The 23,269-nt window shown below is 69.4% G+C and carries 14 protein-coding genes; 5 read left to right on the top strand and 9 right to left on the bottom strand.

The genetic code is table 11. The features are described 5' to 3' along the window. Positions 1 to 51: 51 nt before the first annotated feature. Positions 52 to 2,082, bottom strand: coding sequence for an ATP-binding cassette domain-containing protein (locus BLU54_RS06180; protein WP_091906135.1), 2,031 nt, complete (start codon positions 2,080 to 2,082; stop codon positions 52 to 54). A 173-nt stretch (positions 2,083 to 2,255) separates the two neighbouring features. Between BLU54_RS06180 and BLU54_RS06175 the strand changes: the two genes are divergently transcribed. Next, on the top strand, positions 2,256 to 2,735 hold the full coding sequence (locus BLU54_RS06175) for a glutathione peroxidase (protein WP_091906133.1): 480 nt from the start codon (positions 2,256 to 2,258) through the stop codon (positions 2,733 to 2,735). A gap of 48 nt (positions 2,736 to 2,783) precedes the next feature. Here the strand turns inward: BLU54_RS06175 and cls are convergent, their stop codons facing one another. The 6 genes from cls to dapC form a co-directional block, all read right to left on the bottom strand. Beyond that, on the bottom strand, positions 2,784 to 4,226 hold the full coding sequence (gene cls, locus BLU54_RS06170) for a cardiolipin synthase (protein ID WP_091906131.1): 1,443 nt from the start codon (positions 4,224 to 4,226) through the stop codon (positions 2,784 to 2,786). Positions 4,227 to 4,435: 209 nt separating this feature from the next. Then, complete coding sequence (gene prmB, locus BLU54_RS06165) at positions 4,436 to 5,335, bottom strand: 50S ribosomal protein L3 N(5)-glutamine methyltransferase (RefSeq protein ID WP_091906129.1); 900 nt, start codon at positions 5,333 to 5,335, stop codon at positions 4,436 to 4,438. A 72-nt stretch (positions 5,336 to 5,407) separates the two neighbouring features. Then, the gene (gene dapE / locus BLU54_RS06160; protein WP_091906127.1) at positions 5,408 to 6,556 is read right to left on the bottom strand and encodes a succinyl-diaminopimelate desuccinylase; all 1,149 of its coding nucleotides are present in this window, start codon (positions 6,554 to 6,556) and stop codon (positions 5,408 to 5,410) included. Between the two features lie 13 nt (positions 6,557 to 6,569). After that, the gene (locus BLU54_RS06155; RefSeq protein ID WP_235837816.1) at positions 6,570 to 6,917 is read right to left on the bottom strand and encodes a Spx/MgsR family RNA polymerase-binding regulatory protein; all 348 of its coding nucleotides are present in this window, start codon (positions 6,915 to 6,917) and stop codon (positions 6,570 to 6,572) included. Next, complete coding sequence (gene dapD / locus BLU54_RS06150; RefSeq protein WP_091906637.1) at positions 6,917 to 7,756, bottom strand: 2,3,4,5-tetrahydropyridine-2,6-dicarboxylate N-succinyltransferase; 840 nt, start codon at positions 7,754 to 7,756, stop codon at positions 6,917 to 6,919. The genes BLU54_RS06155 and dapD overlap by 1 nt, the downstream gene beginning before the upstream one ends. A 225-nt stretch (positions 7,757 to 7,981) precedes the next feature. Further along, positions 7,982 to 9,187 (bottom strand): succinyldiaminopimelate transaminase, encoded by a 1,206-nt coding sequence (dapC, locus tag BLU54_RS06145; RefSeq protein ID WP_170845045.1) that lies wholly within the window; start codon positions 9,185 to 9,187, stop codon positions 7,982 to 7,984. Positions 9,188 to 10,056: 869 nt separating this feature from the next. Here dapC and BLU54_RS06140 point away from each other — a divergent pair. Genes BLU54_RS06140 through def form a run of 4 tightly spaced genes read left to right on the top strand, consistent with a single transcriptional unit; the run spans position 10,057 to position 17,819 of the window. Beyond that, on the top strand, positions 10,057 to 13,665 hold the full coding sequence (locus BLU54_RS06140; RefSeq protein WP_170845044.1) for a chromosome segregation protein SMC: 3,609 nt from the start codon (positions 10,057 to 10,059) through the stop codon (positions 13,663 to 13,665). Positions 13,666 to 13,678: 13 nt separating this feature from the next. Beyond that, positions 13,679 to 15,247: a cell division protein ZipA C-terminal FtsZ-binding domain-containing protein gene (locus BLU54_RS06135; protein ID WP_091906121.1), complete on the top strand. Its 1,569-nt coding sequence runs from the start codon at positions 13,679 to 13,681 to the stop codon at positions 15,245 to 15,247. A 2-nt stretch (positions 15,248 to 15,249) separates the two neighbouring features. Beyond that, complete coding sequence (ligA, locus tag BLU54_RS06130) at positions 15,250 to 17,289, top strand: NAD-dependent DNA ligase LigA (RefSeq protein WP_091906119.1); 2,040 nt, start codon at positions 15,250 to 15,252, stop codon at positions 17,287 to 17,289. Continuing rightward, complete coding sequence (gene def, locus BLU54_RS06125) at positions 17,289 to 17,819, top strand: peptide deformylase (RefSeq protein ID WP_211435312.1); 531 nt, start codon at positions 17,289 to 17,291, stop codon at positions 17,817 to 17,819. Before ligA ends, def begins: the two co-directional genes overlap by 1 nt. Positions 17,820 to 18,534: 715 nt before the next feature. Here the strand turns inward: def and BLU54_RS24135 are convergent. Next, positions 18,535 to 19,344 carry a pseudouridine synthase gene (locus tag BLU54_RS24135; protein ID WP_235837815.1) on the bottom strand — a complete coding sequence of 270 codons (810 nt, stop codon included), beginning with the start codon at positions 19,342 to 19,344 and terminating at the stop codon, positions 18,535 to 18,537. A 1,012-nt stretch (positions 19,345 to 20,356) separates the two neighbouring features. Further along, positions 20,357 to 22,960 (bottom strand): [protein-PII] uridylyltransferase, encoded by a 2,604-nt coding sequence (locus BLU54_RS06110; protein ID WP_091906113.1) that lies wholly within the window; start codon positions 22,958 to 22,960, stop codon positions 20,357 to 20,359. Between the last annotated feature and the right edge of the window lie 309 nt (positions 22,961 to 23,269).

The following is a 23,269-nucleotide window of genomic DNA, read 5'->3' as shown; positions in this document are numbered from 1 at the left end:
AGCCGCGGCCTGGCCGGGGATACCGAGGATGCCGGGCAGGCCGGAGCGGCGTCAGCCCGCGTCCAGCGCCTCGAGCGCTTCCTGCGCTTCCAGCCATTCGGTTTCGACCGACTCCAGTTCGGTACCGACTTCGGCCTGGCGCTTGAGCCAGTCGGTCAGGGCCGCCTTGTTGGCCGCCTCATAGCTGGCCGGGTCGCCGATCTTTTCGTCCAGCGCGCGCTTTTCCTCGCCCAGCGCTTGCAGGCGTTTCTCGAGGGATTCGATGCGCCGCTGCACCGGGCGGCGCTTTTCGTTGCGTTGCTGACGCGCCTGCGCATCGGCGCGTCGGCCGTCGCGGCGGCTGTCGCTTCGCGTTTCACCCCGTCCGTCGCCCCTTGCATCGCCGCCTCCGGCCGCCGCCGCGGCGGCACTGTCGGCCTGCTGGGCCGCCTTTGCCTGCGCCAGCAGCCAGTCCCGGTAGTCGTCGAGGTCGCCGTCGAATGGGCGCACGCGCCGTTCCCCCACCAACAGGAAGCTGTCCGCGCTGGCGCGCAGCAGGTGGCGATCGTGCGACACCAGGATCAGCGTGCCTTCGAAGCGCGCGAGGGCGGCGGTCAGCGCCTCGCGCGTCTCCAGATCGAGGTGGTTGGTCGGCTCGTCCAGCAACAGGAGATTCGGCTTGTGCCAGATCAGCAGGGCCAGCGCGAGCCGCGCCTTCTCGCCGCCCGAGAGCGGGCCGATCGGCGAGGTCGCCATCTCGCCGCGGAAATTGAAGCTGCCGAGGAAATCGCGCAGCGTCTGTTCGCGCGCGTCGCCCGCCTGCCGGGCGAGCGCGCCGAGCGGCGTGTCGTCGGCACGCAAGGTCTCGAGCTGGTGCTGAGCGAAGTAGCCGATGCTCAGCCCCTTGCCGCCGCGCACCGTGCCGGCCAGCGGCGCCAGCACGCCGGCCAGCGTCTTGATCAGCGTGGACTTGCCCTGGCCGTTGGCGCCCAGCAGGCCGATGCGCTCGCCACTCTGGATCGACAGCGTCACGCTGTCGATGATGGCGGTCTCGCCCGCGCGCCCGCCCTTGCCGCCGCCCTCGCTGCCGTCTCTGCTGCCGCCCTCGCTGCCGCCCTCACTGCGGTGGCCCGCACGATAGCCGCAGCGCACCGCCTCGAGCACCAGCAATGGATTGGGCGCCGCGTCCGGCGTGCGGAACTCGAACGTGAATTCCGACGCGCTCAACACCGGCGCGACGCGCTCCAGCCGCTCCAGCGCCTTGACCCGGCTCTGGGCCTGTTTGGCCTTGGTCGCCTTGGCCTTGAAGCGATCGATGAAGCTCTGCAGATGTGCGATCGTCTTCTGCTGTTTTTCGAATGCGCTCTGCTGCAGTTCGATCTGCTGCGCGCGCAGCACCTCGAACTGGCTGTAGTTGCCGCCATAGCGCCTGACCTGCCGTTGCTCGATGTGCAGCGTCACCTGCGTCACCGCATCGAGGAATTCCCGATCGTGCGAGATCACCAGCAGCGTGCCGGGGTAGCGGCGCAGCCAGTCCTCCAGCCAAACGATTGCATCCAAATCGAGGTGGTTGGTCGGCTCGTCGAGCAGGAGCAGGTCGGAGCGGCACATTAGTGCCTGCGCAAGGTTCAGCCGCATCCGCCATCCGCCCGAGAAGCTGGCCACCGATTTCGCAAGCGCGTCGGGCGTGAAGCCGAGACCGGCCAGCAGCGTTTCGGCGCGGGCCCGCGCGGTATAGCCGTCGGCGTCCGCGTACGCGGTGTGGGCGAGCGCCAGGGCGTGGCCGTCGCCGGCAGTCTCGGCGGTTGCCATGTCCTGCTCGATCTCGCGCAGCACGACGTCGCCGTCGAGCGCGTAGTCGAGCGCGCTGCGGTCGAGTGCCGGCGTCTCCTGTGCGACGTGGGCGACGCGCCAGCTCGCAGGCCAGTCGACATCGCCCCCGTCCGGATGCAAGCGGCCCAGCAGGACCGAGAACAGGGTCGATTTGCCGGCGCCGTTGGCGCCGATCAGGCCCGCATGCTCGCCGGGATTGAGCGCGAACGAGACATGCTCGAACAGCGGCTTGACGCCGCGCGACAGGCTGAAGTCAGTGAAGCGGAGCACCGCGATACCTCGGCTGGTGAGGCAGACGCGCGTGCCGCTCCGGCGCGCGTGTCTGCAAGAGGCCGCTATTCTAAGGGATCGGCGGCACCGACCGGCCGCGCCGGTGCGCTGCGCTGCACGTTTGCAAGCCTGCCTTTACACTTTGCCTATCCCTCGAACCTACGGAGAGCGTCGTGAGTCAACTGTACTCGTTCAGCGTCGAGACGCTGAATGGCGAGACCATCGCCTTGTCCCGCTACGAAGGCAAGGTCCTGTTGATCGTCAACACGGCGAGTCATTGTGGATTCACGCCGCAGTACGCCGGCCTGGAATCGCTGCAGCAGCGTTTCGCCGCGCGTGGTTTCGAGGTGCTCGGCTTTCCCTGCAATCAGTTCGGCAAACAGGAGCCAGGCGACGCGGAGCAGATCGCCTCGTTCTGCCGCCAGACCTATGGCGTGTCGTTCCCGATGTTCGCGAAGATCGAGGTCAACGGCGATGCGGCGCATCCGCTTTATCGCTGGCTGACCTCGAGCGCGCCTGGCGTGCTCGGCACCGAAGGCATCAAGTGGAATTTCACCAAGTTCCTGATCGGGCGCGATGGCCGCGTCGTCGAGCGCTACGCGCCGATCACCAAGCCCGACACGATCGCGGCCGACATCGAAGCCTTGCTCTAGGCAGGGCGCGCCTCGCTGCGCCGCGCGCCGTCGCGGACGCCATGCCGGTCAGAGGATCGGCGCAAACAGCCGTGCAATATGCATCGCCGCGCGCTGCCAACCGGGCTTGCCGGTGAACTCGGCAGCGGCGATCTCGCTGGACTGCGCGAAATCCGCTTCCAGCATCGTGCGCACCTCGGTCGCGAAGTCGCGATCGATGGTGAGCACGGTCAACTCGAAATTCAGGCGGAACGAGCGATTGTCGAGATTCGGACTGCCGACCGCGGCCGCGACGTCGTCGATCAGGATCACCTTCTGGTGCAGGAAGCCCGGCTGATAGCGGAACACGCGCACACCCGCACGCACCGCATCGTGGGCGTACAGCGTCGATGCGGAGAACACCACCAGATGGTCGCGCCGCGCCGGCATCAGCACCCGCACGTCGACGCCGCGCAAGGCGGCCAGGCGTAGCGCCGCGAAGACCGCCTCGTCGGGCACGAAGTAGGGCGTCGTGATCCACAGGCGCGTCTTCGCCGCGTTGATCGCCTCGACGAAGAAAAGCGAGCAGGTCTCCTGCGCATCGGCCGGCCCGGTGGCTACCACCTGGCAGCGCATGTCGCCGGCCACCGGCGTGGCATGCGCGAGTTCGGCGACGCGCTGCGTGGCCCAGTACCAGTCCTCGAGAAACGCGAACTGGATGCAGCCGACCGCCGGGCCGCGTATTTCGATATGCGTGTCGCGCCACGGCGACAGCGGCGGTTTGTCGCCCAGGTACTCGACCCCGACGTTGTGTCCACCGACGAACGCGCATTCGCCGTCGACCACGACGATCTTGCGGTGATTGCGGAAATTGAGCTGAAAGCGGTTGATGAAATGACCGGTGGCGAACTTGTGGACCTCGACGCCGGCCGCGCGCAGCTCGCGCACGTAGCGACGCGACAGGTCGTGGGAGCCGATGCCGTCGTAGAGTAGGTGCACCTTCACGCCGGCCGCGGCGCGCTCGGCCAGCGCTGTCGCCAGCCGGGCGCCGAGCGCATCGTCGCGCACGATGAAGAACTGGACGATCACATAGCTGCGGGCTGCCGCGATCGCCGCGAAAATTGCGTCGAAGGTGGCCGCGCCGTTGATCAGCGTGCGCACCTGGTTGCCGCCGACCAGCGGCATGCCGGTCAGCCGCTCCAGCGTGACCGATGCGTGATGACCGAGCAGTTCGCCCGAGCGCTGAGCCGGCCGCAGCGCATCATCCCGAAAGCGCTGCCAATCCGAACCGAGCGCTCGCGCACGCACCTGACGGTTGCCGGAGCGGCGTGCGTCGATATAGCCCGCGAAGCGGCTGCTGCCTAGAAACAGATAGGGCACCAGCGTCAGGTAGGGCATGGTGCCGAGGGCCACCGCCCAGGCGATCGCGCCTTGCGAGGTGCGCGCCCTCAGTACCGCGTGGCAGGCTGCGGCGAGGCCGAGCCAGTGGATGAAGAGGAGCAGGGAGCCGACATCGAGCAGACTCAGGTGCATGGCGAAGGAGGAGGCGGCGCGGGCGTGGCCGTCGGTCGTGGGCCGGCTCGCGCCGGGGCATCGCCGCGCAGCGGCCGCACCCCGGCGGGTCACCTTGGCCGCGGCGCGGGCACCATCGCGGCCGGCAGGGCCGGCCCGACGGTTCGACACCCGACAGCGAGTCGAAAGAAACCATCATACCGGCAGCCCGCGCGCAGCGGGCAGCCGTTTCAGTCGGGCAGGTCGCCGGCGTGGATCAGGAACACCGCGTCGTCGCCGGCGCTGGTGGCGAGCCAGATCGGGTCGAGGCCGCCGAATGCCGCTTCCGCATACGGCCGCTCGTTGCCGATTTCGACCACCAGCACGCCGTCGTCCTTCAGGAACGGGCGGGCCGACTCGACGATACGCCGCACGATGTCCATGCCGTCGGCGCCGCCGGCCAGTGCCATGCGCGGTTCCTTGCGGTACTCGGCCGGCAGGCTCGCCATCGACGCGTCGTTGACGTAGGGCGGATTGGCGATGATGACGTCGTAGCGTCGCGCCGGCAACGGCGCGTAGAGATCGCCCGCGTAGAGTGCGATGCGCTCGCCCAGGCCGTAGTCGGCGACGTTGCGCTCGGCCACGTCGAGCGCATCCTCGCTCAGATCGACCGCATCGATCTCGGCGTTCGGGAAGGCCTGCGCGGCGAGGATCGCCAGACAGCCCGAGCCCGTGCACAGTTCGAGCACCGCTGTGACGCCGTCTGGATCGCTGACCCACGGCGCCAGCCCGTCTTCGAGCAGTTCGCCGATGAACGAGCGCGGTACGATGACCCGCTCGTCGACGTAGAAGCGCTGGCCGTGCATCCACGCTTCGTGGGTCAGGTAGGCCGCCGGCACGCGCTCCTCCACGCGGCGGTCGATCAAGGCGGTCACCGCGTCGATCTCTTCATCGAGCAGGGCGGCGTCGAGCCAGGGTTCGAGCGTGTCGAGCGGCAGCGCCAGCGTGTGCAGGATCAGATAGGCCGCTTCGTCGAGCGCGCTGGCGTTGCCATGTCCGAACGACAGGCCGGCGCGGTTGAAACGGCTGACCGCGTAGCGCAGTAGATCGCGCGGCGTCGAGAAGGGCAGCTTGGAAACGGTAAGGGGCATGATCGGTTCGCTCGGTGCGGTAGCGCTTGCGGTGTGAGGGAGGGCACGGCCCGGCCGTGCCGGCCCGTGCGCTCAGGCGACCAGCGCCGCCAGCACGCGCCGGTAGACGTTTTTCAGCGGTTCGATCGCGTCGAGCGCCACATGTTCGTCGATTTTGTGGATGCTGTCGTTGACCGGGCCGAATTCGACAACCTGCCCGGCCAGCGTGGCCAGAAAGCGGGCGTCCGAGGTGCCGCCGGTGGTCGACAGCGTGGTGCGCACGCCTGTTTCGGCCATGATCGCATCGGTCAGCGCTTCGCTGAGGGCGCCGGCCGGGGTCAGGAACGGCTCGGCGCTGCGCACCCAGCGGATCTCGTAATCCGCCTCGCCCAGCCCATGCTGCGCCAGGATCGCCGCGACGCGCTGCTCGAGCCCGGCCGCGCTCGACTCGGTCGAGAAGCGAAAATTGAAATCGAGGGTCGCCGTACCGGGAATCACGTTGGTCGCGCCGGTGCCGGCCTGCATGTTCGAGACCTGGAACGTGGTGGGCGGAAAGTGCGCGTTGCCCTCGTCCCATACCGTGGCGCTTAGTTCAGCCAGCGCCGGCGCCACCATGTGCACGGGATTGCGCGCCTTGTGCGGATAGGCGACGTGCCCTTGCACGCCGTGCACGACCAGCCGGCCGGACAGCGAGCCGCGCCTGCCGTTCTTCACGGTGTCGCCGAGGCGGTCGACGCTGGTCGGCTCGCCGACGATGCAGTAGTCGATCCGCTCGCCACGGGCGCGCAGCGCCTCCACCACGGTTGTCGTGCCGTCGGTCGCCGGGCCTTCCTCGTCGCTCGTCAGCAGCAGGCCGATCGAGCCGGCGTGCGCCGGCGACGCCGCAACGAATTCCTCCAGCGCCACCACGAAGCCCGCCACCGACGTCTTCATGTCGGCCGCGCCGCGGCCGTAGAGCAGGCCGTCGCGCCGTGTCGGCTCGAACGGCGGCGAGCGCCAGGCCTCGACCGGGCCGGTCGGCACGACGTCGGTGTGGCCGGCGAAGATCAGGCGCGGCGCGGAGTCGCCGCCGCTGCCGTCGCGCACGGCCCACAGGTTGGTGACGCCGCCGCTGGCAAACGTCTCGCAGACGAAGCCGAGCGGGCGCAGCCGTTCGGCGATCAACTGCTGACAGCCCGCGTCGTCCGGCGTGACGGACGGGCGCGCGATCAGCGCCTCGGTGAGCGCGAGGGTGGTGGACATCGTGGTTCTCCGGTCAGCCGAGCGTGTCGAAGCGCGCCGCGTCGAAGCCGACCGAGCGCACTCGGCCCTCCTCGACGACCACCGGGCGCTTGATCAGCGACGGCTTGGCCGCCAGCAGTTCGAGCGCGCCGTCGGTGTGTTCGGCCTGCGCCCGCTCGGCATCGCTCAGCTGCCGCCACGTCGTGCCACGCCGGTTCAGCAGCGTTTCGAGCGGCGCGTCGCGCAGCCAGTCGCGCAGCATGGCGACGGCCGGCGGGGTTTTCTTGAAATCGTGGAAACGATAATCGACGCCGCGCGCCTCGAGTGCGGCGCGCGCCTTCTTCACCGTCTGGCAGTTCGGAATGCCCCAGACGTCGAGCATCATTCGCCCCGCAGCAGGTCGTTGATGGCGGTCTTGGCGCGCGTCTTGGCGTCGACCTTCTTGACGATCACCGCGGCGTACAGACTGTAGCTGCCGTCCTTCGACGGCAAATTGCCCGGCACGACCACCGAGCCGGCCGGCACGCGGCCGTACGTCACTTCGCCGGTCTCGCGGTCGTAGATCTTCGTGCTCTGGCCGATGAACACGCCCATCGAGATGACCGAGTTCTCTTCCACGATTACGCCTTCGACGATCTCCGAGCGCGCGCCGATGAAGCAGTTGTCCTCGATGATCACCGGGTTGGCCTGCAGCGGTTCGAGCACGCCGCCGATACCGACGCCGCCGGACAGGTGCACGTTCTTGCCGATCTGCGCGCAGCTGCCGACCGTCGCCCACGTATCGACCATCGTGCCTTCGTCGACATACGCGCCGATGTTCACGTACGACGGCATCAGTACGACATTGCGCGCGATGAACGCGCCACGGCGGGCCAGCGCCGGCGGCACGACGCGGAAGCCGCCGGCCGCGAACGCTTCGGGCGTGTAGTCGGCGAACTTGCTCGGTACCTTGTCGTAGAACTGCGTGAAGCCGCCGGCCGCCATCGGCACGTTGTCGGCCAGCCGGAACGACAGCAGCACCGCCTTCTTCAACCACTGATTGACCTGCCAGCCGCCGTCGCGCTTCTCGGCCACGCGCAGCGTGCCGGCGTCCAAGCCGGCGATGGCGGCCTCGACCGCCTCGCGGACCTCGGCGCCGGCCGAACTGGGCGAGAGGGCGGCGCGGCCTTCCCAGGCCTGGTCGATGATCGTTTCGAGTTGCTGTGCGGATTGCTGGGTCATGGTGCGCAGGTCGCGGAAGCCGCGAAAGTCGTGGGAGTCGATGTTAGGGAATCGTGCCGGCCCGGCCGGGAGCCGGACGCCGGCGAGGTCAGGCAGAGGCGACGGCCGCGACGGCCGGCGCTCGCGCAACCGACGCTCTCGACCGACGTTTTCGACTGTCGATCGCAACCGTCGATCTCGGCTGCCGATTCAAACCGCCGATTATAACGGCTTGGCGGGGCCCGCTCAGCGCAGACCGCGGCAGAACGCGGCGATGCGCTGCGCGCCTTCCAGGCATTCGTCGAGCCCGGCCACCAGTGCGATGCGCACATAGCCGGCGCCCGGGTTCAGACCGTCCTGCTCGCGGGCAAGAAAACTGCCCGGCAATACGGTGACGTGTTCGGACGCGTAGAGTCGTTGCGCGAACGTCGCGTCGTCCAGGCCGGTGCGCCCGACCTTCGCCCACAGATAGAAACCCGCGTCCGGCATCGCCACGTCCAGCACCTCGGCAAGCAGCGGCTGCACGCGCGCAAATTTCTCCGCGTATTGCCGCCGGTTGTCGAGGACGTGCGCCTCGTCGCCCCAGGCCGCGATACTGGCCGCCTGCACCACCGGGCTCAGCGCCGACCCGTGATAGGTACGATAGAGCAGGAACCTGGCAAGCACCGCGGCATCGCCGGCGATGAAGCCGGAGCGCATGCCGGGCACATTGGACCGTTTCGACAGGCTCGAGAACACCAGCAGCCGCGTGCAATCGCGGCCGAGCCGTTGCGCGGCCTCCAGCGCGCCCAGCGGCGGCGTGGCCTCGTCGAAGTAGATCTCCGAGTAGCACTCGTCGGACGCGATCACGAAGCGGTGACGGTCCGAGAGGTCGAACAGCCGTTGCCAGTCTTCGAGCGACACGGTTGCGCCGGTCGGATTGCCCGGCGAGCAGACATAGACGAGCTGGGTGCGCGCCCACACCTCCGGCGGAATCGCAGCGTAGTCGCAGGCGAAATTGCGGGCCGGCACACTGTTCGCGTAGTACGGCTGGGCACCGGCAAGCAGCGCCGCGCCCTCGTAGATTTGGTAGAACGGGTTCGGGCAGACCACCACTGGACGGTCGACGCTGCGCGAGTCGACGACGGTTTGCGCGATCGCGAACAGCGCCTCGCGCGTGCCGGCGGCGGGCAGCACCTGGCTGCGCCAGTCGAGCGCGTCCAGCGAATAGCGCCGTTGCAACCAACCGGCGATGGCCTGCCGCAGCGCCGGCGAACCCGCCGTGGCCGGGTAGCTGGCCAGGCCGTCGAGCGCACCGACCAAGGCATCCTTGATCAACTGCGGCGTGGCGTGTTTCGGCTCGCCGATTCCGAAGCTGATCGCCGGCTTGCCGGCCGGCGGCTCGACGCCCTCGAAGAGGGCGCGCAGCTTTTCGAACGGGTAGGGTTGCAGGGTATCGAGGAGCGGATTCACGGCGGCAGGACGGGCGTTGACAAGAAGGGGTGGACGGAAGCGCGGCAGCGGCAAGGCAGCGATGCGTGAAGCAGTCAGCTCGGTCGCGAAGCAGGCAGCTCGGTCGCGAAGCAGGCAGCTCGGTCCTCGTCCCGCGCCGACCGGTGGCCGGCATGCGGGCAAGGACACGCGCGGCAAGGACCCGTGAAGCGTCGCAGGCACTGCGGCCATCGAGACGCCCCGGAGGGGGTGGCCTTCTTCGGGCGCGGACCGAACGGCGTGCCGGTTCGCGGCCGCCGGCCTCGCCTGCCCGCGATCGCTGGCGGGGCTGGCGCGCCGAGCAACCGCAGCCCGGCGGGCTTGCGCATGGCCTGACGCCGCGGCTCGACGGCCTGGCGAGCAACCTTCTCGGGCTGTTCCGACAGACAGTCGACAGGCAGCTGACAGGCAAGTGCCGATGCGCGGCCAGTATAGCGGAGCGCCGTGCGCCGAGGTGGCCTGCGGCGGATGCGGGTGGCGTGCGCGTGCGTTGCAGGGTACGCGGTGCGGCGGCCGCGCGCCCGCGACGGCGAGGTCTGGCGACGGGGCCGGCGACAGACACGGCGACAGACACGGCAACAGACGCAGCAGCTGGTGCGGCGACAGGCAGGACGACAGACACGGCGGCAGGTGCGGCGGCAGGTGCGGCGGCGCGTGTCAGCCAGTGGGCGCAGCCGTGCACCGGGCCACGGACGTACCGTCGCCGGCGACGTCATGCTGATGCGGCATGCCGTTCGGCGGGCTTGATCGACCGTCCCCGATGGTATGATGATCGCGATTCCAACAGGGCCGTTTTGACACGCCCCGTCGTATCCCTCGCGACCCGGCCGGCCCCAGAAAGCGAAACAGCCTTGCGTCTCACTTCGATCAAACTCGCCGGTTTCAAGTCCTTCGTCGATCCGACGCATTTCCAGGTGCCCGGTCAGCGCGTCGGCGTGGTCGGCCCGAACGGTTGCGGCAAGTCCAACATCATCGACGCCGTGCGCTGGGTGCTCGGTGAATCGCGCGCGTCGGAACTGCGCGGCGAGTCGATGCAGGACGTGATCTTCAACGGCTCGACGAACCGCAAGCCCGGCAGCCGCGCCAGCGTCGAGCTGGTGTTCGACAACACGCTCAAGCGTGCCGGCGGCCAGTGGGGCGCCTACGACGAGATCGCGGTCAAGCGCGTGCTCACGCGCGACGGCACCTCCAGCTACTACATCAACAATCTTCCGGCCCGCCGCCGCGACATTCAGGACATCTTCCTCGGCACCGGGCTTGGACCGCGCGCGTACGCGATCATCGGCCAGGGCATGATCGCGCGCATCCTCGAGGCCAAGCCCGAGGACCTGCGTGTCTTCCTCGAGGAGGCAGCGGGCGTGTCGAAGTACAAGGAGCGCCGGCGCGAGACTGAAAACCGCCTGAACGATACGCGCGAGAACCTCGTGCGCATCGAGGACATCCTGCGCGAACTCGACAGCCAGTTGCAGAAGCTGGAAGGCCAGGCCGAGGTGGCCGAGCGCTTCACCGCGCTGCGCGACGAGGGCGAGGAGAAGCAGCGTCTGCTCTGGCTGATCCGCCGCAATGAAGCGCGTGCCAACGAGACCCGTCACCGGCAGGCGCGTGACGAGGCAGTGGCCCAGCTCGACGCCCGCACCGGCGAGCTGCGGCGTGTCGAAGCCGACCTGGAAGGGTTGCGCGCCGCGCATTATGCGGGCAGCGACAGCCTGCAGACGGAACAGGCCGCCCTCTACGAGGTGAACGCCGAAGTGGCGCGGCTGGAGGCCGAGAAACGCTTCGCGCTGGAGTCGCGCGAGCGTCTCGTCGCGCAGATCGCCGCGCTGAACGCGCAGGGCGAACGGTGGCGTCAGCAGAGCCGGGAGGCGCAGACCCAGCTCGACAGCTTGGCCGAGGAAGGCGAGATCGCCGAGGAGAAGCGGGCGATTGCGCAGGAAGAGGCGGCGATCGCGAGCGAGGCGCTGCCCGAGAGCGAAGCGCGGGCGCGCGACGCGCAGCGTGCGCTGACCGAACTTCGCGCCAGCATCGCGGGCGTCGAGCAGGAAGCCAGGCTGGCTGCCGCCGCGGGCCGCAACGCGACCGTCCAGCTGGAGCAGCTTGGCCAGCGGCGGCTGCGTCTGGAGGCCGAACGCACGCAACTGCCCGCGTCCGACGAGAGCGGGTTGGACGGACTGAAGGCCGATCACGAGGAAGCAGCCGCGCTGGCCGAGGAAGCCCGTGAGCGCCTCGCGGAGGCAGAGGCGCTGACGCCCGAACGGGAGGGGCGATGGCGCGAGCTCGACGGGCAGGCCCGCGATGCCGCCGCCCGCGCGCAGCAGACCGAAGCGCGCCACGCCGCGTTGCAGGCCGTACAGGCCAATCTGCAACGCCAGGATGCATTGGCGCCCTGGCTCGATGCTCACGTCGAGGCGGGACAGCCGCTGTGGCAGCGCATCAAGGTTGCCAGCGGCTGGGAGACGGCGATCGAGGCGGTCCTGCGCGGGCGGTTGAACGCGCGCGAGACGACCCGCTTCGAGCAGTTCTGCGCCCTGGATGGCCGACTGGATGGCGGACTCGATGGCGCAGTCGACGGCGCAGTCGACGGCGCAGTCGACGGCGCAGTCGACGGCGGCGGTGGCACGCCCGCACTATCGGCGCCGCCGGCGCGCGTCGATCTCTTCGACGCGCATGCAGTCGCCCCTGCGCTCGAAACCCCTGCCGGCCTGGAACCGGCGATGTCGCGCATCGTCGTCGACGTGCCCGCGGTGCGCGCCGCGCTGGCCGACTGGCTGGCCCACACCTATGTCGCGGACACGCTGGCCGACGCGCTGGTGCTGCGCGACCGCTTGCCGACCGGTGCCTGCCTGGTCGTGCCGGACGGGCACGTGCTGAGCCGCACCGCGATTCACTTCCATGCGGCCGACAGCGAGCAGGCGGGCATGCTGGCGCGCGAGCAGGAACTCACGGAACTGGCACGCGAAGGCCGTGCGCAGCGCCTGCTCGCCGAACAGACGCGTCGCGACGCCGATCAGGCCGAACAGGCCTTCCGGCAAGCGGCGGCGGCCGCGGCGGACGCGCGCCGCGAGGTCGAGGCAGCGGCGCGACGCGCGCACGCGCTGCAACTCGAACTGCTTGCCGCAAGCGAGGCGGTGCGCCGCGCGAACGAGCGCCGCACGCAGCTCGATGCGGATCTGGCCGAAGTGGCCGAGCGGGAGGAGGAGCAGCGCGCGATCGGACTGGATGCCGAAGCGCTGGCCGACGAACACGAGGCCGTCCTGGCGGAGCGCCAGGCGTCGCTCGCCGATGCCGAGCGGGCTTACGAGGCGATGGCCAGCGCGCTGGACCAGGCGAGAGCGAGCCTGCGCGAGCGCGAGCGCCTTGCCCAGGAGGCCGACTTCGAAGCCCGCAAGCTGGTGCAACGGGGCGACGAACTGCGGCGCAGCCTGGCCTTGAGCGAGACCCAGTCGGAACAGGTCGAGATCGATCTTGAAAATGCGCGCGCCGAGGCCGAGCGGCTGGCCGGCGAGCAGACCGACGACGGCCTGCAGGATGCGCTGCGTCGCCGCGCCGAACGCGAGGCCACCCTCGGCGCGGCTCGCCGCGAGTTGGATGCGCTCACGCAGCAACTGCGGCAGGCCGACGAGACGCGTCTGGCCGGCGAGCGCGTGCTCCAGCCGCTGCGCGAGCGCATCACCGAGTGCCAGTTGCAGGAGCAGGCCGCACGCCTGTCGGCCGAACAGTATGCCGAGCAACTGGCGGCGAGCCAGGCCGACGTCGATGCGCTGGCCAGCCGCTTGACGCCGGATCTCAAGCCCGGTTGGCTGCAGAGCGAAGTCGCGCGGATCAACCAGGCCATCCAGGGGCTCGGCGCGGTCAATATGGCGGCGCTCGACGAGTTGCGGACCGCGCGCGAGCGCAAGACCTTCCTCGACACGCAGTCCGACGATCTGAACCGTGCGATCGCCACGCTCGAGGATGCGATCCGCACGATCGACCAGGAGACCCGCGAATTGCTGCAAGGCACGTTCGACGAGGTCAATCGGCATTTTGGTGAACTGTTCCCGCGCCTGTTCGGTGGCGGGCAGGCGCGGCTGATCATGACCGGCGACGAGATCCTCGATGCCGGCGTACAAGTGATGGCACAGCCGCCTGGTAAAAAGAATTCGACGATCCATCTGCTCTCGGGCGGCGAGAAGGCGTTGACTGCAACCGCGCTGGTGTTCGCGATGTTCCAGCTCAACCCGGCGCCGTTCTGCCTGCTCGACGAGGTCGACGCGCCACTCGACGACGCCAACACCGGCCGCTTCGCGGAGCTGGTCAAGGCGATGTCCGAGAAGACGCAGTTTCTGTTCATCTCGCACAATCGCATCGCGATGGAGATGGCGGAGCAACTGATCGGCGTGACCATGCAGGAGCAGGGCGTGTCGCGGATCGTCGCCGTGGATATGGAGGCTGCCCTCGGCTTCGCCGACAAGGGCGCCTGAACAAGGAGATTGCATGGACGAATTGCAGGCTGGCCTGATCGGTGCCGGCGCGATCATCGTGGCTGGCGTGGTGGCCTATAACGGCTGGCAGGGACGGCGCGCGCGTCGCCGGTTGCCGCGCCGGGCCGAGGAGCCTGAAGTCGGCCCGCTGGTGCCGGAACTTCACGAGGAATCGCCCTTCATCCAACCGGTGCCGGGCAGCCGCGGTGCGCCCGCCGCACCGTCGGCCGGCAAGACCGGCGCGGGCGCTGCCCGTCCGCCGGCGCCGCCATCCGCACCGGCACCGGCCGCACCCGCCGCACCGGTCGCGGGCGGGCGGCCGAGCCGTACGGCCGCCGCCGGCGAAGCGGCGCCGACGCCTCAGGCGTCGGGCGACGGCTCGCAGCGGCGCGAACCGACCCTTGGCGGTGCCGGGTTCGGCGTTGACCTCGCCGCCGCAGCGGACAGCCGCGCACGTGTCAACGAGGCCGCGTTGCAGGCCGGCGGTGCCGCTGCGGTGGACGAGGCGCTGGGCAATGCCGATCGTGGCGCCGATGCCGAGCCGCTGCTAGCCGGCGGCGCGGCGCCCGACGCGGCCGCGGCGCAGCAAGCCCGCGAGCCGCACCTTGCGCAAGCTGACGCGGCTGGCACGGGCAACGACGCGGCCAACCTTGGCGGCAGTGCCGACGACGCGGCCCGCCATCCCGCCTATCCGGCCGAACCGCAGCTCTCCGCGCAACCGCCTGTCGAGCCGCCGCCGCCGGCGCCGCCGAGCCTCGACGCCGACGTGGCGATCATCGATCGTCGCATCGACTGTGTGGTGCCGCTGGCGCTGTCCGGCGCCGTGGCCGGCGAACGGGTCGCACCGCTGGCCCTGCGCTTGCGGCGCGCCGGCAACAAGCAGGTTCACATCGAGGGACGCGCGGACGACGGGCATTGGGAAGCGCCGCGCGCCGGCCGTCATTACGACCACCTGCGGGCCGCGGTGCAGCTCGCGAACCGCGCCGGCGCACTGAACGAGCTCGAGTTTTCCGAGTTCGTGCATGGCGTCAATCAGCTGGCCGATGCGATCGACGCGGTGCCGTCGTTCCCGGACATGCTCGAGATCGTCGGCATGGGCCGCGAACTGGACGCCTTTGCCGCCCAGTGCGACGCGCAGTTGTCGGTGAACGTGGTGTCGGACGGCGCGCCGTGGTCGGCCAACTACGTGCAGGTGGTGGCGACCCAGGATGGTCTGTTGCTGGCCCGCGACGGCCTGCGCTTCGTCAAACTCGACGCGAAGCAGATTCCGGTCTTCATGCTGGCCTTCGGCGACACCAACTTCGTGCGCGACGACCTGACCTACAAGGGTGGGGACATGATCACGCTGTTGCTCGACGTGCCGGCCGCCGACGAAGACATCCTGCCGTTCCGGCTGATGTGCGACTACGCGCGCTCGCTGTCGCAACGCATCGGCGGTCATCTGGTCGATGATCAACGCCGCACGCTGTCGCAGGAGACGCTGCAGAACATCGAGGAGCAGTTGTTGAAGATCTACGGCCGGCTCGAAGCGGCCGGCATTCCCGCGGGCTCGGCGGCGGCGCGTCGCCTGTTCTCGGTCTGACCATGGCGCGCATCGACCCGGCGCCCGGCGCCGACCATCCTCTCGACCAGATCGCCTGGCTGCGGGCCGAGCTCGAACGCTTCAACTACGCGTATTACGTGCTCGACGAGCCGGTGGTCCCGGATGCGGAATATGACCGCCTGTTCGCCGAACTGAGCGCGCTCGAGGCGGCGCATCCCGAGGCCTTCGATCCGGACTCGCCGACCCAGCGGGTCGGCGGCGAAGCGGCGAGCGGCTTCGAGAGCGTCGTCCACACGGTGCCGATGCTGTCGCTCAACAACGGCTTCGACGACGAGTCGGTGCGCGCCTTCGACAAGCGGGCCGCGGACACGCTCGACCGGACGATGGTCGAGTACGCCTGCGAGTTGAAATTCGATGGGCTTGCGATCTCGCTGCGCTACGAGGACGGTCGGCTGGTGCGCGGTGCGACCCGTGGCGATGGCGCCACTGGCGAGGACGTCACCGCGAATCTGCGCACCGTTCGATCGATACCGCTGCGTCTGAAGGGCAAGCCGCCCGCCGTGCTCGAAGTGCGCGGCGAAGTGCTGATGTTCAAGCGCGATTTCGAGAAACTCAACGCGCGCCAGTTGGAGGCGGGCGAGCGGCCGTTCGCGAATCCGCGCAACGCGGCCGCTGGCAGCCTGCGGCAGCTCGATCCCGCAGTGACGGCGAAGCGTCCGCTGTCGTTCTTCACCTATGGGATCGGCGTGCTGGAAGGGCAGGAGATGCCCGATACCCACAGCGGACTGCTCGACTGGTATGCCGGCATGGGGCTGCCGGTCAACGGCGAACGGCGCGTGGTTGCCGGTGCCGACGGTCTGCTTGCGTTCTTCGCCGACATCGGCGCGCGCCGCGCCGCGCTGCCGTATGACATCGATGGCGTGGTGTACAAGGTCAATCGGCGCGAAGAACAGGCCACGCTGGGCTTTGTTTCGCGCGCGCCGCGGTTCGCGCTCGCGCACAAGTTTCCGGCGGAGACCGCGGTCACGCGGGTCGAGGCGATCGACGTGCAGGTTGGCCGTACCGGCGCGATCACGCCGGTGGCGCGGCTCGCGCCGATTGCCGTCGGCGGCGTCACCGTGACGAACGCGACGCTGCACAACGAGGACGAGATCGCCCGCAAGGACGTGCGTGTCGGCGACAGCGTGATCGTGCGCCGTGCCGGCGACGTGATTCCGGAAGTGGTGTCGGTCCTGGCCGAACGGCGCCCGGACGACGCCAGACCGTTCAGGATGCCGACCCATTGCCCGGTCTGCGGTTCGGCGATCGAGCGCTTGCCGGACGAGTCGGTGGCACGCTGCACCGGCGGGCTGATCTGCGCGGCGCAGCGCAAGCAGGCCCTGTGGCATTTTGCCCAGCGTCGCGCGCTGGACATCGACGGCCTGGGCGACAAGATCATCGATCAGCTGGTCGAGCAAAACCTGGTGCGCACGCCCGCCGACCTGTTCCGGCTGGGCGTGTCGGCGCTTGCCGCACTGGATCGGTTCGCGGAGAAATCCGCGCAGAACTTGCACGGCGCGCTGGAGAAGGCCAAAGCCACGACGCTGCCGCGCCTGATTTTCGCGCTGGGCATTCGCCACGTCGGCGAATCGACGGCGCGCGACCTGGCGCGTCATTTCGGTAACCTCGACGCGTTGATGGCGGCGGACGTCGCGCAATTGCTCGAGGTCCGCGATGTCGGACCCGCGGTGGCCGAGTCGGTCGCGAATTTCTTCCGGGAACCGCACAACGTCGAGGCGATCGAACAACTGCGCGCCACCGGCGTACACTGGCCGGAAGGCCCGCCGGCACAGGCGGCGCCGGCGGGAGCGCTGAGCGGCAAGACCGCGGTGCTGACCGGTACGCTGCCGACGCTGACCCGCGAGGCAGCGAAGGCGATGCTCGAGGCGGCCGGCGCGAAGGTCAGTGGCTCGGTGTCGAAAAAGACCGATTTCGTCGTGGCCGGCGAGGACGCCGGCAGCAAACTCGAGAAGGCGGTCGCGCTGGGCGTGACGGTGCTGGACGAGGCCGGCATGCTGGCCTTGCTCAACGGAGAAGCATGATGATTCGCGACATTCTGAAGATGGGCGATCCGCGTCTGCTGCGCATCGCCCAGCCGGTGGAACATTTCGATACGCCGGCGCTGCACGCGCTGGTGGCCGACATGTTCGAGACGATGAAGGCGGTCAGCGGCGCCGGACTGGCCGCGCCGCAGATCGGCGTCGACCTGCAGGTGGTCGTGTTCGGGGTCGGTCACAACGAACGCTATCCGGACGCGCCGCCGGTTCCGGAGACGGTGCTGATCAATCCGATTGTCGCGCCGGTCACGCAGGACATGGAGGAAGGGCTGGAAGGCTGCTTGTCGGTGCCGGGGCTGCGCGGCGTGGTGGGCCGCTTCTCGATGGTCCACTACAAGGGCTTTGATCAGTATGGCAAGCCGATCGACCGGATCGCGGAAGGTTTCCACGCGCGCGTCGTACAGCATGAATGCGACCATCTGATCGGCAAGCTGTACCCGATGCGGATGACCGATCTTTCGAAGTTCGGTTTCGTCGACGCGATGTTTCCGGGCTCAACGGTCGAGGCCGACTGACGCCCGCGGACTGCCCGGTCCGCACGACCGGTCCGACACCACCGGTCCGACGCCACCGATCCGACGCCACCGATCCGACGCCACCGATCCGACATCACCGATCCGACATCACCGATCCGACATCACCGATCCGCGGCCGCCGGGGCGGGCCGGCCAGACTGCGGGGCAGGGCGCTTCCCGCTTGCGCGGCAGGCGTCGCAAGTGTCTGGCAACCGCAACTGTAACCGCAACCGCAACCGCAACTGCAACTGCAACTGCAACTGCAACCGCAACTGCAACCGCAACTGCAACCGCAACTGCAACCGCAACTGCAACCGCAACTGCAACTGCAACTGCAACTGCAACTGCAACTGCAACTGCAACTGCAACTGCACCGGTCACGCCGACCGACCCAGCCGCGCCGGCGCGGTGCCGCTGTCTCAAGCCGTTCCGGCCACCGGGATCAGTCGGACCAGTCGGACAAGTCGGACTGCCGGGTCCGCCTTGACTATCTGGACCACTCTGCCCATCGGGCGCTTCAAGCCACCCGCGCTGCCTCCGCCGCAATCGGAACGGCAGGATCCGGCCACCCCGGCCGCCCCGCCGCATCCCAGCCGAGGCGCCGCCCGGGATTCCGCTTCGCGTTCCGTCCCGGACCGCGCTGCGGCGGGCCGGAAGCACGCGCCGTCGCGGTCCCGGCATCATCCGCGCGGAACCGCGCTGCGGCGGCGGTCGCCTAGAACCGTTCGTCGGCGCCGAGCAGTCGCCATTGGCCGACCGGCAGATTGCCGAGTACGACGCCGCCAATACGAATCCGGCGCAGACCGACGACTTCCAGGCCGACCAATTCGCACATCCGGCGAATTTGCCGCTTCCGGCCTTCGGTCAGCACGAAGCGCAGTTGCTCGCCGTTCTGCCAGTCGACCTGCGCCGGCTTGAGCGCCACGCCGTCCAGGCTCAGGCCGTGACGCAAGCGCGCCAGGCGCTCTTCCGGGAAGTGCGCGGCCACATCCTGCTCGACGGCACCGTAGTGCACGCGAACCAGATATTCCTTGTCGACTTCCGATTGCTCGCCGATCAGTTGCCGCGCCACGCGACCATCCTGCGTCAGCACGAGCAGGCCGGTCGAATCGATGTCCAGGCGGCCGGCGGGCGCCAGTCCCTGCAGCATCGCGCGGTCGAAGCGGCTGGGCACGGCGCCGTCGGCCAACCATTCCGCGTCCGGCTTGAGCAGCGCCACGGCGGGCGGATGGTCGTCCTCCGGCTGGCCCGACACATAGCCGATCGGCTTGTTCAGAAGGAACGTTGCCAGGCTGGCCTGCGCGCTGCGCGCGCGGCGGTCAATGTCGATCTTCTGGCTCGGCAGCACACGCTGGCCAAGCACCGCAATCGCGCCATCGACGGTGACCCAGCCCTTTTCGATCCATTCATCCGCTTCGCGGCGCGAGCACAGGCCCAGTTCCGCCATCCGCTTCGACAGGCGCGGACCATCGGCCGACTCGGTGGCAACCGTCTGCACCGGCCGCTCGCTGCTGGCGGACGGCATCGGTTCGGAGCGGACCGTGCGCGCCGCCGGCCGGGGTGAAGGCCGCTCGGACCGCGTGGTCCGATCGGTCCGGCTGGACCGACCGGACCGATCGAAGCGGCCCGACCGGTCGGCGTCAGTGGGCGCGCGGCGAAGCGGGGCTGCCGCAGCCGTTTCGCGGTCCCGGCGGGGACGGGCGTCGTCCCGCGGCGCGGTTGCTCGACGGTCGCCGGCGGCGTCGGGCCGCGCGCCCCAGCGCTTGCCGGAGGACGCGTCGGCACGCTGGCCCAAGCGCTCCGACGACCGCTCCGACGACCGCGGGCCGGCAGGCCTGGCGGCGCCCGGGCCGGTCCGTTCGCTGAAACGGCCGCCTGGCCGTTCCTCGAACCGGCCCGCCGGGCGGCGCTGAGGTGCGCCGTCGCCGCTGCGGTCGCGTTCCCGCCTGTCGCCGTGGCCGGGCTCGCGTGCGCGGCCTTCGCCACGCTCCCCGCGTGCGTCGACATCGGGCCGACGCCGCTCGCCGTCACGCCCACGCGGGTTGAGTCCGCGAGCGTTGGGGCCGCGAGGGTTGGGGCTGCGCCCGTCGCCGTCGCCGTCGCGGCGGAACGGTCGATCGCCCGCCGGCCGCCGGGCGTCGGCACCGCTCTCTGAGGTTTTGCGGGCGTATGGCCGTTCGCTGCCGCCAGTGCCGCGGCCTTCACCGAAACGTGGCTTCGCGTCGCTAGACCTGTGCTCCGGACGCGGGCCGCGGCTTTCGCCGGCGCCGCTCGGGCGCGGCGTGCTCCGGCCGGGGCCGGCCGGCCGTCCTTGGGCGGGTCCGGCCTTGCGCGCGGGCGCGCCCGCCGGGCCGCGGGATTCCGTCGGCTGCGCGCGGGGCTTGCCAGCGGCGGCCGTACCCTCGGTTGCGCGTTTTGCCGGCCGGCGATCATTCAGCCCGAACGGGCGCACCGGAGCACGGCGTGCCCCGGGCGTGCGCGCTTCGGGCGGCTTCTTGATGGTGAGTTTTTCACGCATGGTGTATCCGATGCCTTGCCTAGATGCTGACCGCGCGCAGCAGTTCGGTTTCGAGCTGCAGCTGCATGCGGGCGTCGCCGAGACTGCGTCCGGCGATCATGAAAGTGTCCTCGACGCGTTCGCCGAGCGTGTTGATTCGCGCCGCATGCAGCACGAGGTGGTGGCGCGCGAACACGCGCGCGATCTCATAGAGCAGACCGGTACGGTCGTTCGCGGAGACGGAGAGCAGATAGTACTGGCCCGCTTCGTCGGAGCGCAGGTCGACCCGCGGCGCGATCGGAAACGCGCGCGACAGACGGGAGAGCCGGCCGCGCGATGGCGTCGGCAGCGGTGCCTCGCCGGCCGCATGCGCCAGCAGCCGTTCGCACAGTTGCTTCTCGACCAGATTCGCGATGTCCCGGTAACCGGCGTCGAGGTCGCGGTCCACCACCAGGAAGTGGTCCAGTGCGTAATCGCGCCGGGTGGTATGTACGTGCGCTTCCAACACCGACAGGGACGCGCGTTCGAAATAGGCGCAAATCGCCGCGAACAGGTCCGGCTGGTCCTTCGCGTAGATCAGCACCTGCAGGCCTTCGCCCTGCGGCGCGGGACGCGCCTTCACGCGCGGTCCGGCTCCCTCGGGCACGTCGTGAAGCGCGCGGGTGTGCCACGCGATGTCCTCCGACGAGTGGCGCAGGAAATAGCTGACGTCCAGGTCGTCCCACAGCCGCTTTTCGACGCCCTCCGGCAGCGCCTGCAGGCGCAGCAGTGCGCGCGCGCCGTCGCGACGTTCGCGCAATTCGGTGCGCGGATCGGTCGGTGCGCCGTCCAGTACCTGCCGCGCGCGCCGGAACAGATCCTCCAGCAGCCGCCCCTTCCAGGTGTTCCAGACCTTCGGGCTGGTGCCGCGGATGTCGGCGACGGTGAGCAGATAGAGCGCGATCAGGTGCCGTTCGTCGCCGACGATGTCGGCGAAGCGCCGCAGCACGGCCGGGTCGCTGGTGTCCTGCTTCTGCGCGAACTGGCTCATCGTCAGGTGATGCTCGACCAGCCAGACGATCAGCGCGCTGTCTGCCTCGCCGATGCCGTGCTCGCGGCAGAAGCGGCGCGCGTCGCCCATGCCGAGCTGCGAGTGATCGCCACCGCGGCCTTTTGCGATGTCATGGAACAGCGCCGCCACGTACAGCACCCACGGCCGTTCGAAGTCGGCGATCAGCTCCGAGCACAGCGGATATTCGTGCGCGTGATCCGGCACGGCGAAACGGCGGACATTGCGCAGCACCATCAGGATGTGCTGGTCCACCGTGTAGACGTGGTACAGGTCGTGTTGCATCTGGCCGACGATCCGGCCGAAGTTCAGCAGATAGCTGCCCAGCACGCTGGTTTGGTTCATCAGCCGCAGCGCGTGCGTGACGCCGTGCGGCGCCTGCAGGATGTCGAGGAAGAGCCGGCGGTTGCGCGGGTCGCGCCGCCATGCGAGGTTCATCACGTGCCGCGCGTTGTACAGCGCGCGCAGCGTGCGGGCCGACAGGCCGTTCACGCCATGCGTGCGCTCGTAAAGGACGAAGGCCTCCAGGATGGCCGTCGGTTCCCGCTCGAACACCTCGTCGTCGACCACCTCGATCATCCGCTGCTTCTCGACGAAGCGCGGCGAGAGCACCCGCGTCACGCCGCTGGTGTCCGGATTCAGGCGCGCTTCGATGTTCTGCAGCAGCACCGTGCTCAACTGCGTGACCGCCTTGGCCGCCCAGTAGTAGCGCCGCATCAGCGGCTCGCTGGCACGTCGCTGATGGGTGGTGCGATAGCCGAACGACTCGGCCAGCGCGGTCTGCAGGTCGAACACGATGATGTCCTGTCGCCGACGCGCGAGCAGGTGCAGGCGTGCCCGCAGCGTCTTCAGGAAGTTCTCGTTGCGGCGTACTTCGCGCGCTTCGTGCGCGGTCAACAGCCCGCCGCTTTCGAGCTGGGCCCAGCTGCTGCCATAGCCGGCGGCGCGCGCGATCCACAGGATCAGCTGCAGGTCGCGCAGGCCACCGGGGCTTTCCTTGCAATTCGGTTCGAGGCTGTACGGCGTGTCCTGATACTTCGCATGCCGCTGCCGCATCTCGAGCAGCTTGGCATCGAAGAACGTGCGCGGATCGAGCGCCGCATCGAAGCCTGCCCGGAAGCGCGCGTAGCAGTCCGGCGAGCCGACGATGCGGCGTGCCTCGAGCATCGAGGTCTGGATCGTCACGTCGGCCTGCGCCTCGGCCAGGCATTCGTCCAGCGTGCGCACACTGCTGCCGATATCCATGCCCAGGTCCCACGCCGCTCCGATGAAGCGTTCGATGCGCGCTGCGGTGGCCTCGTCGGCCGGTGTGCAAAGCAGCACCAGGATGTCGACGTCGGAATACGGCGCCAGTTCGCCGCGGCCATAACCGCCGACCGCGACCAGTGCCGCATCGTCCGGCAGCCCGCATTGCAGCCAGGCGGCCGACAACACCTGATCGGCGAGCATCGCAAGCGAGCGCGCCAGCGAATCGGCGCGCCCGCCGGCGTCGAAGCGGTCGAACAGTTGCTGTTTGCTCTGCTTGATGCGCGCGCGCCAGGCGCCGAGGTCGTCGACGCTGCCCTCGGCGGGGGCGGGCATGGCTTGAGCATTCATGGTGGAAGACAGTCGTTGACGGTCGGTCACGGTCGTGGCGGTTGGCAGGGTGACAGGCGACGGCGAGGCGTTGCGGCCCGGTGCTGCGTCGGTGGGCGTCGAAAGTTCGTCGAAAGTGCGTCGGTGATGCGGCCGTACTGCGGCCGTACTGCGGCCGTACTGCGGCCAGACTGAGGCCAGACTGCGGCCAGACTGCGGCCAGACTGCGGCGGCGTGCCGGTTTGGCGTCGCTCAGGCGCGTCCGTCTTGCCGATAGCGCATCGCAGCCTCGTGCGTCCGTTCGTAGCATAGTCCGGACGAAAAGTGCAT

It is taken from the genome of Chitinasiproducens palmae, assembly GCF_900095735.1.
GTDB lineage: Bacteria > Pseudomonadota > Gammaproteobacteria > Burkholderiales > Burkholderiaceae > Chitinasiproducens > Chitinasiproducens palmae.
The sequence above is the reverse complement of the archived record's forward strand: the minus strand, read 5'-3'. Positions and strand labels throughout refer to the sequence as shown.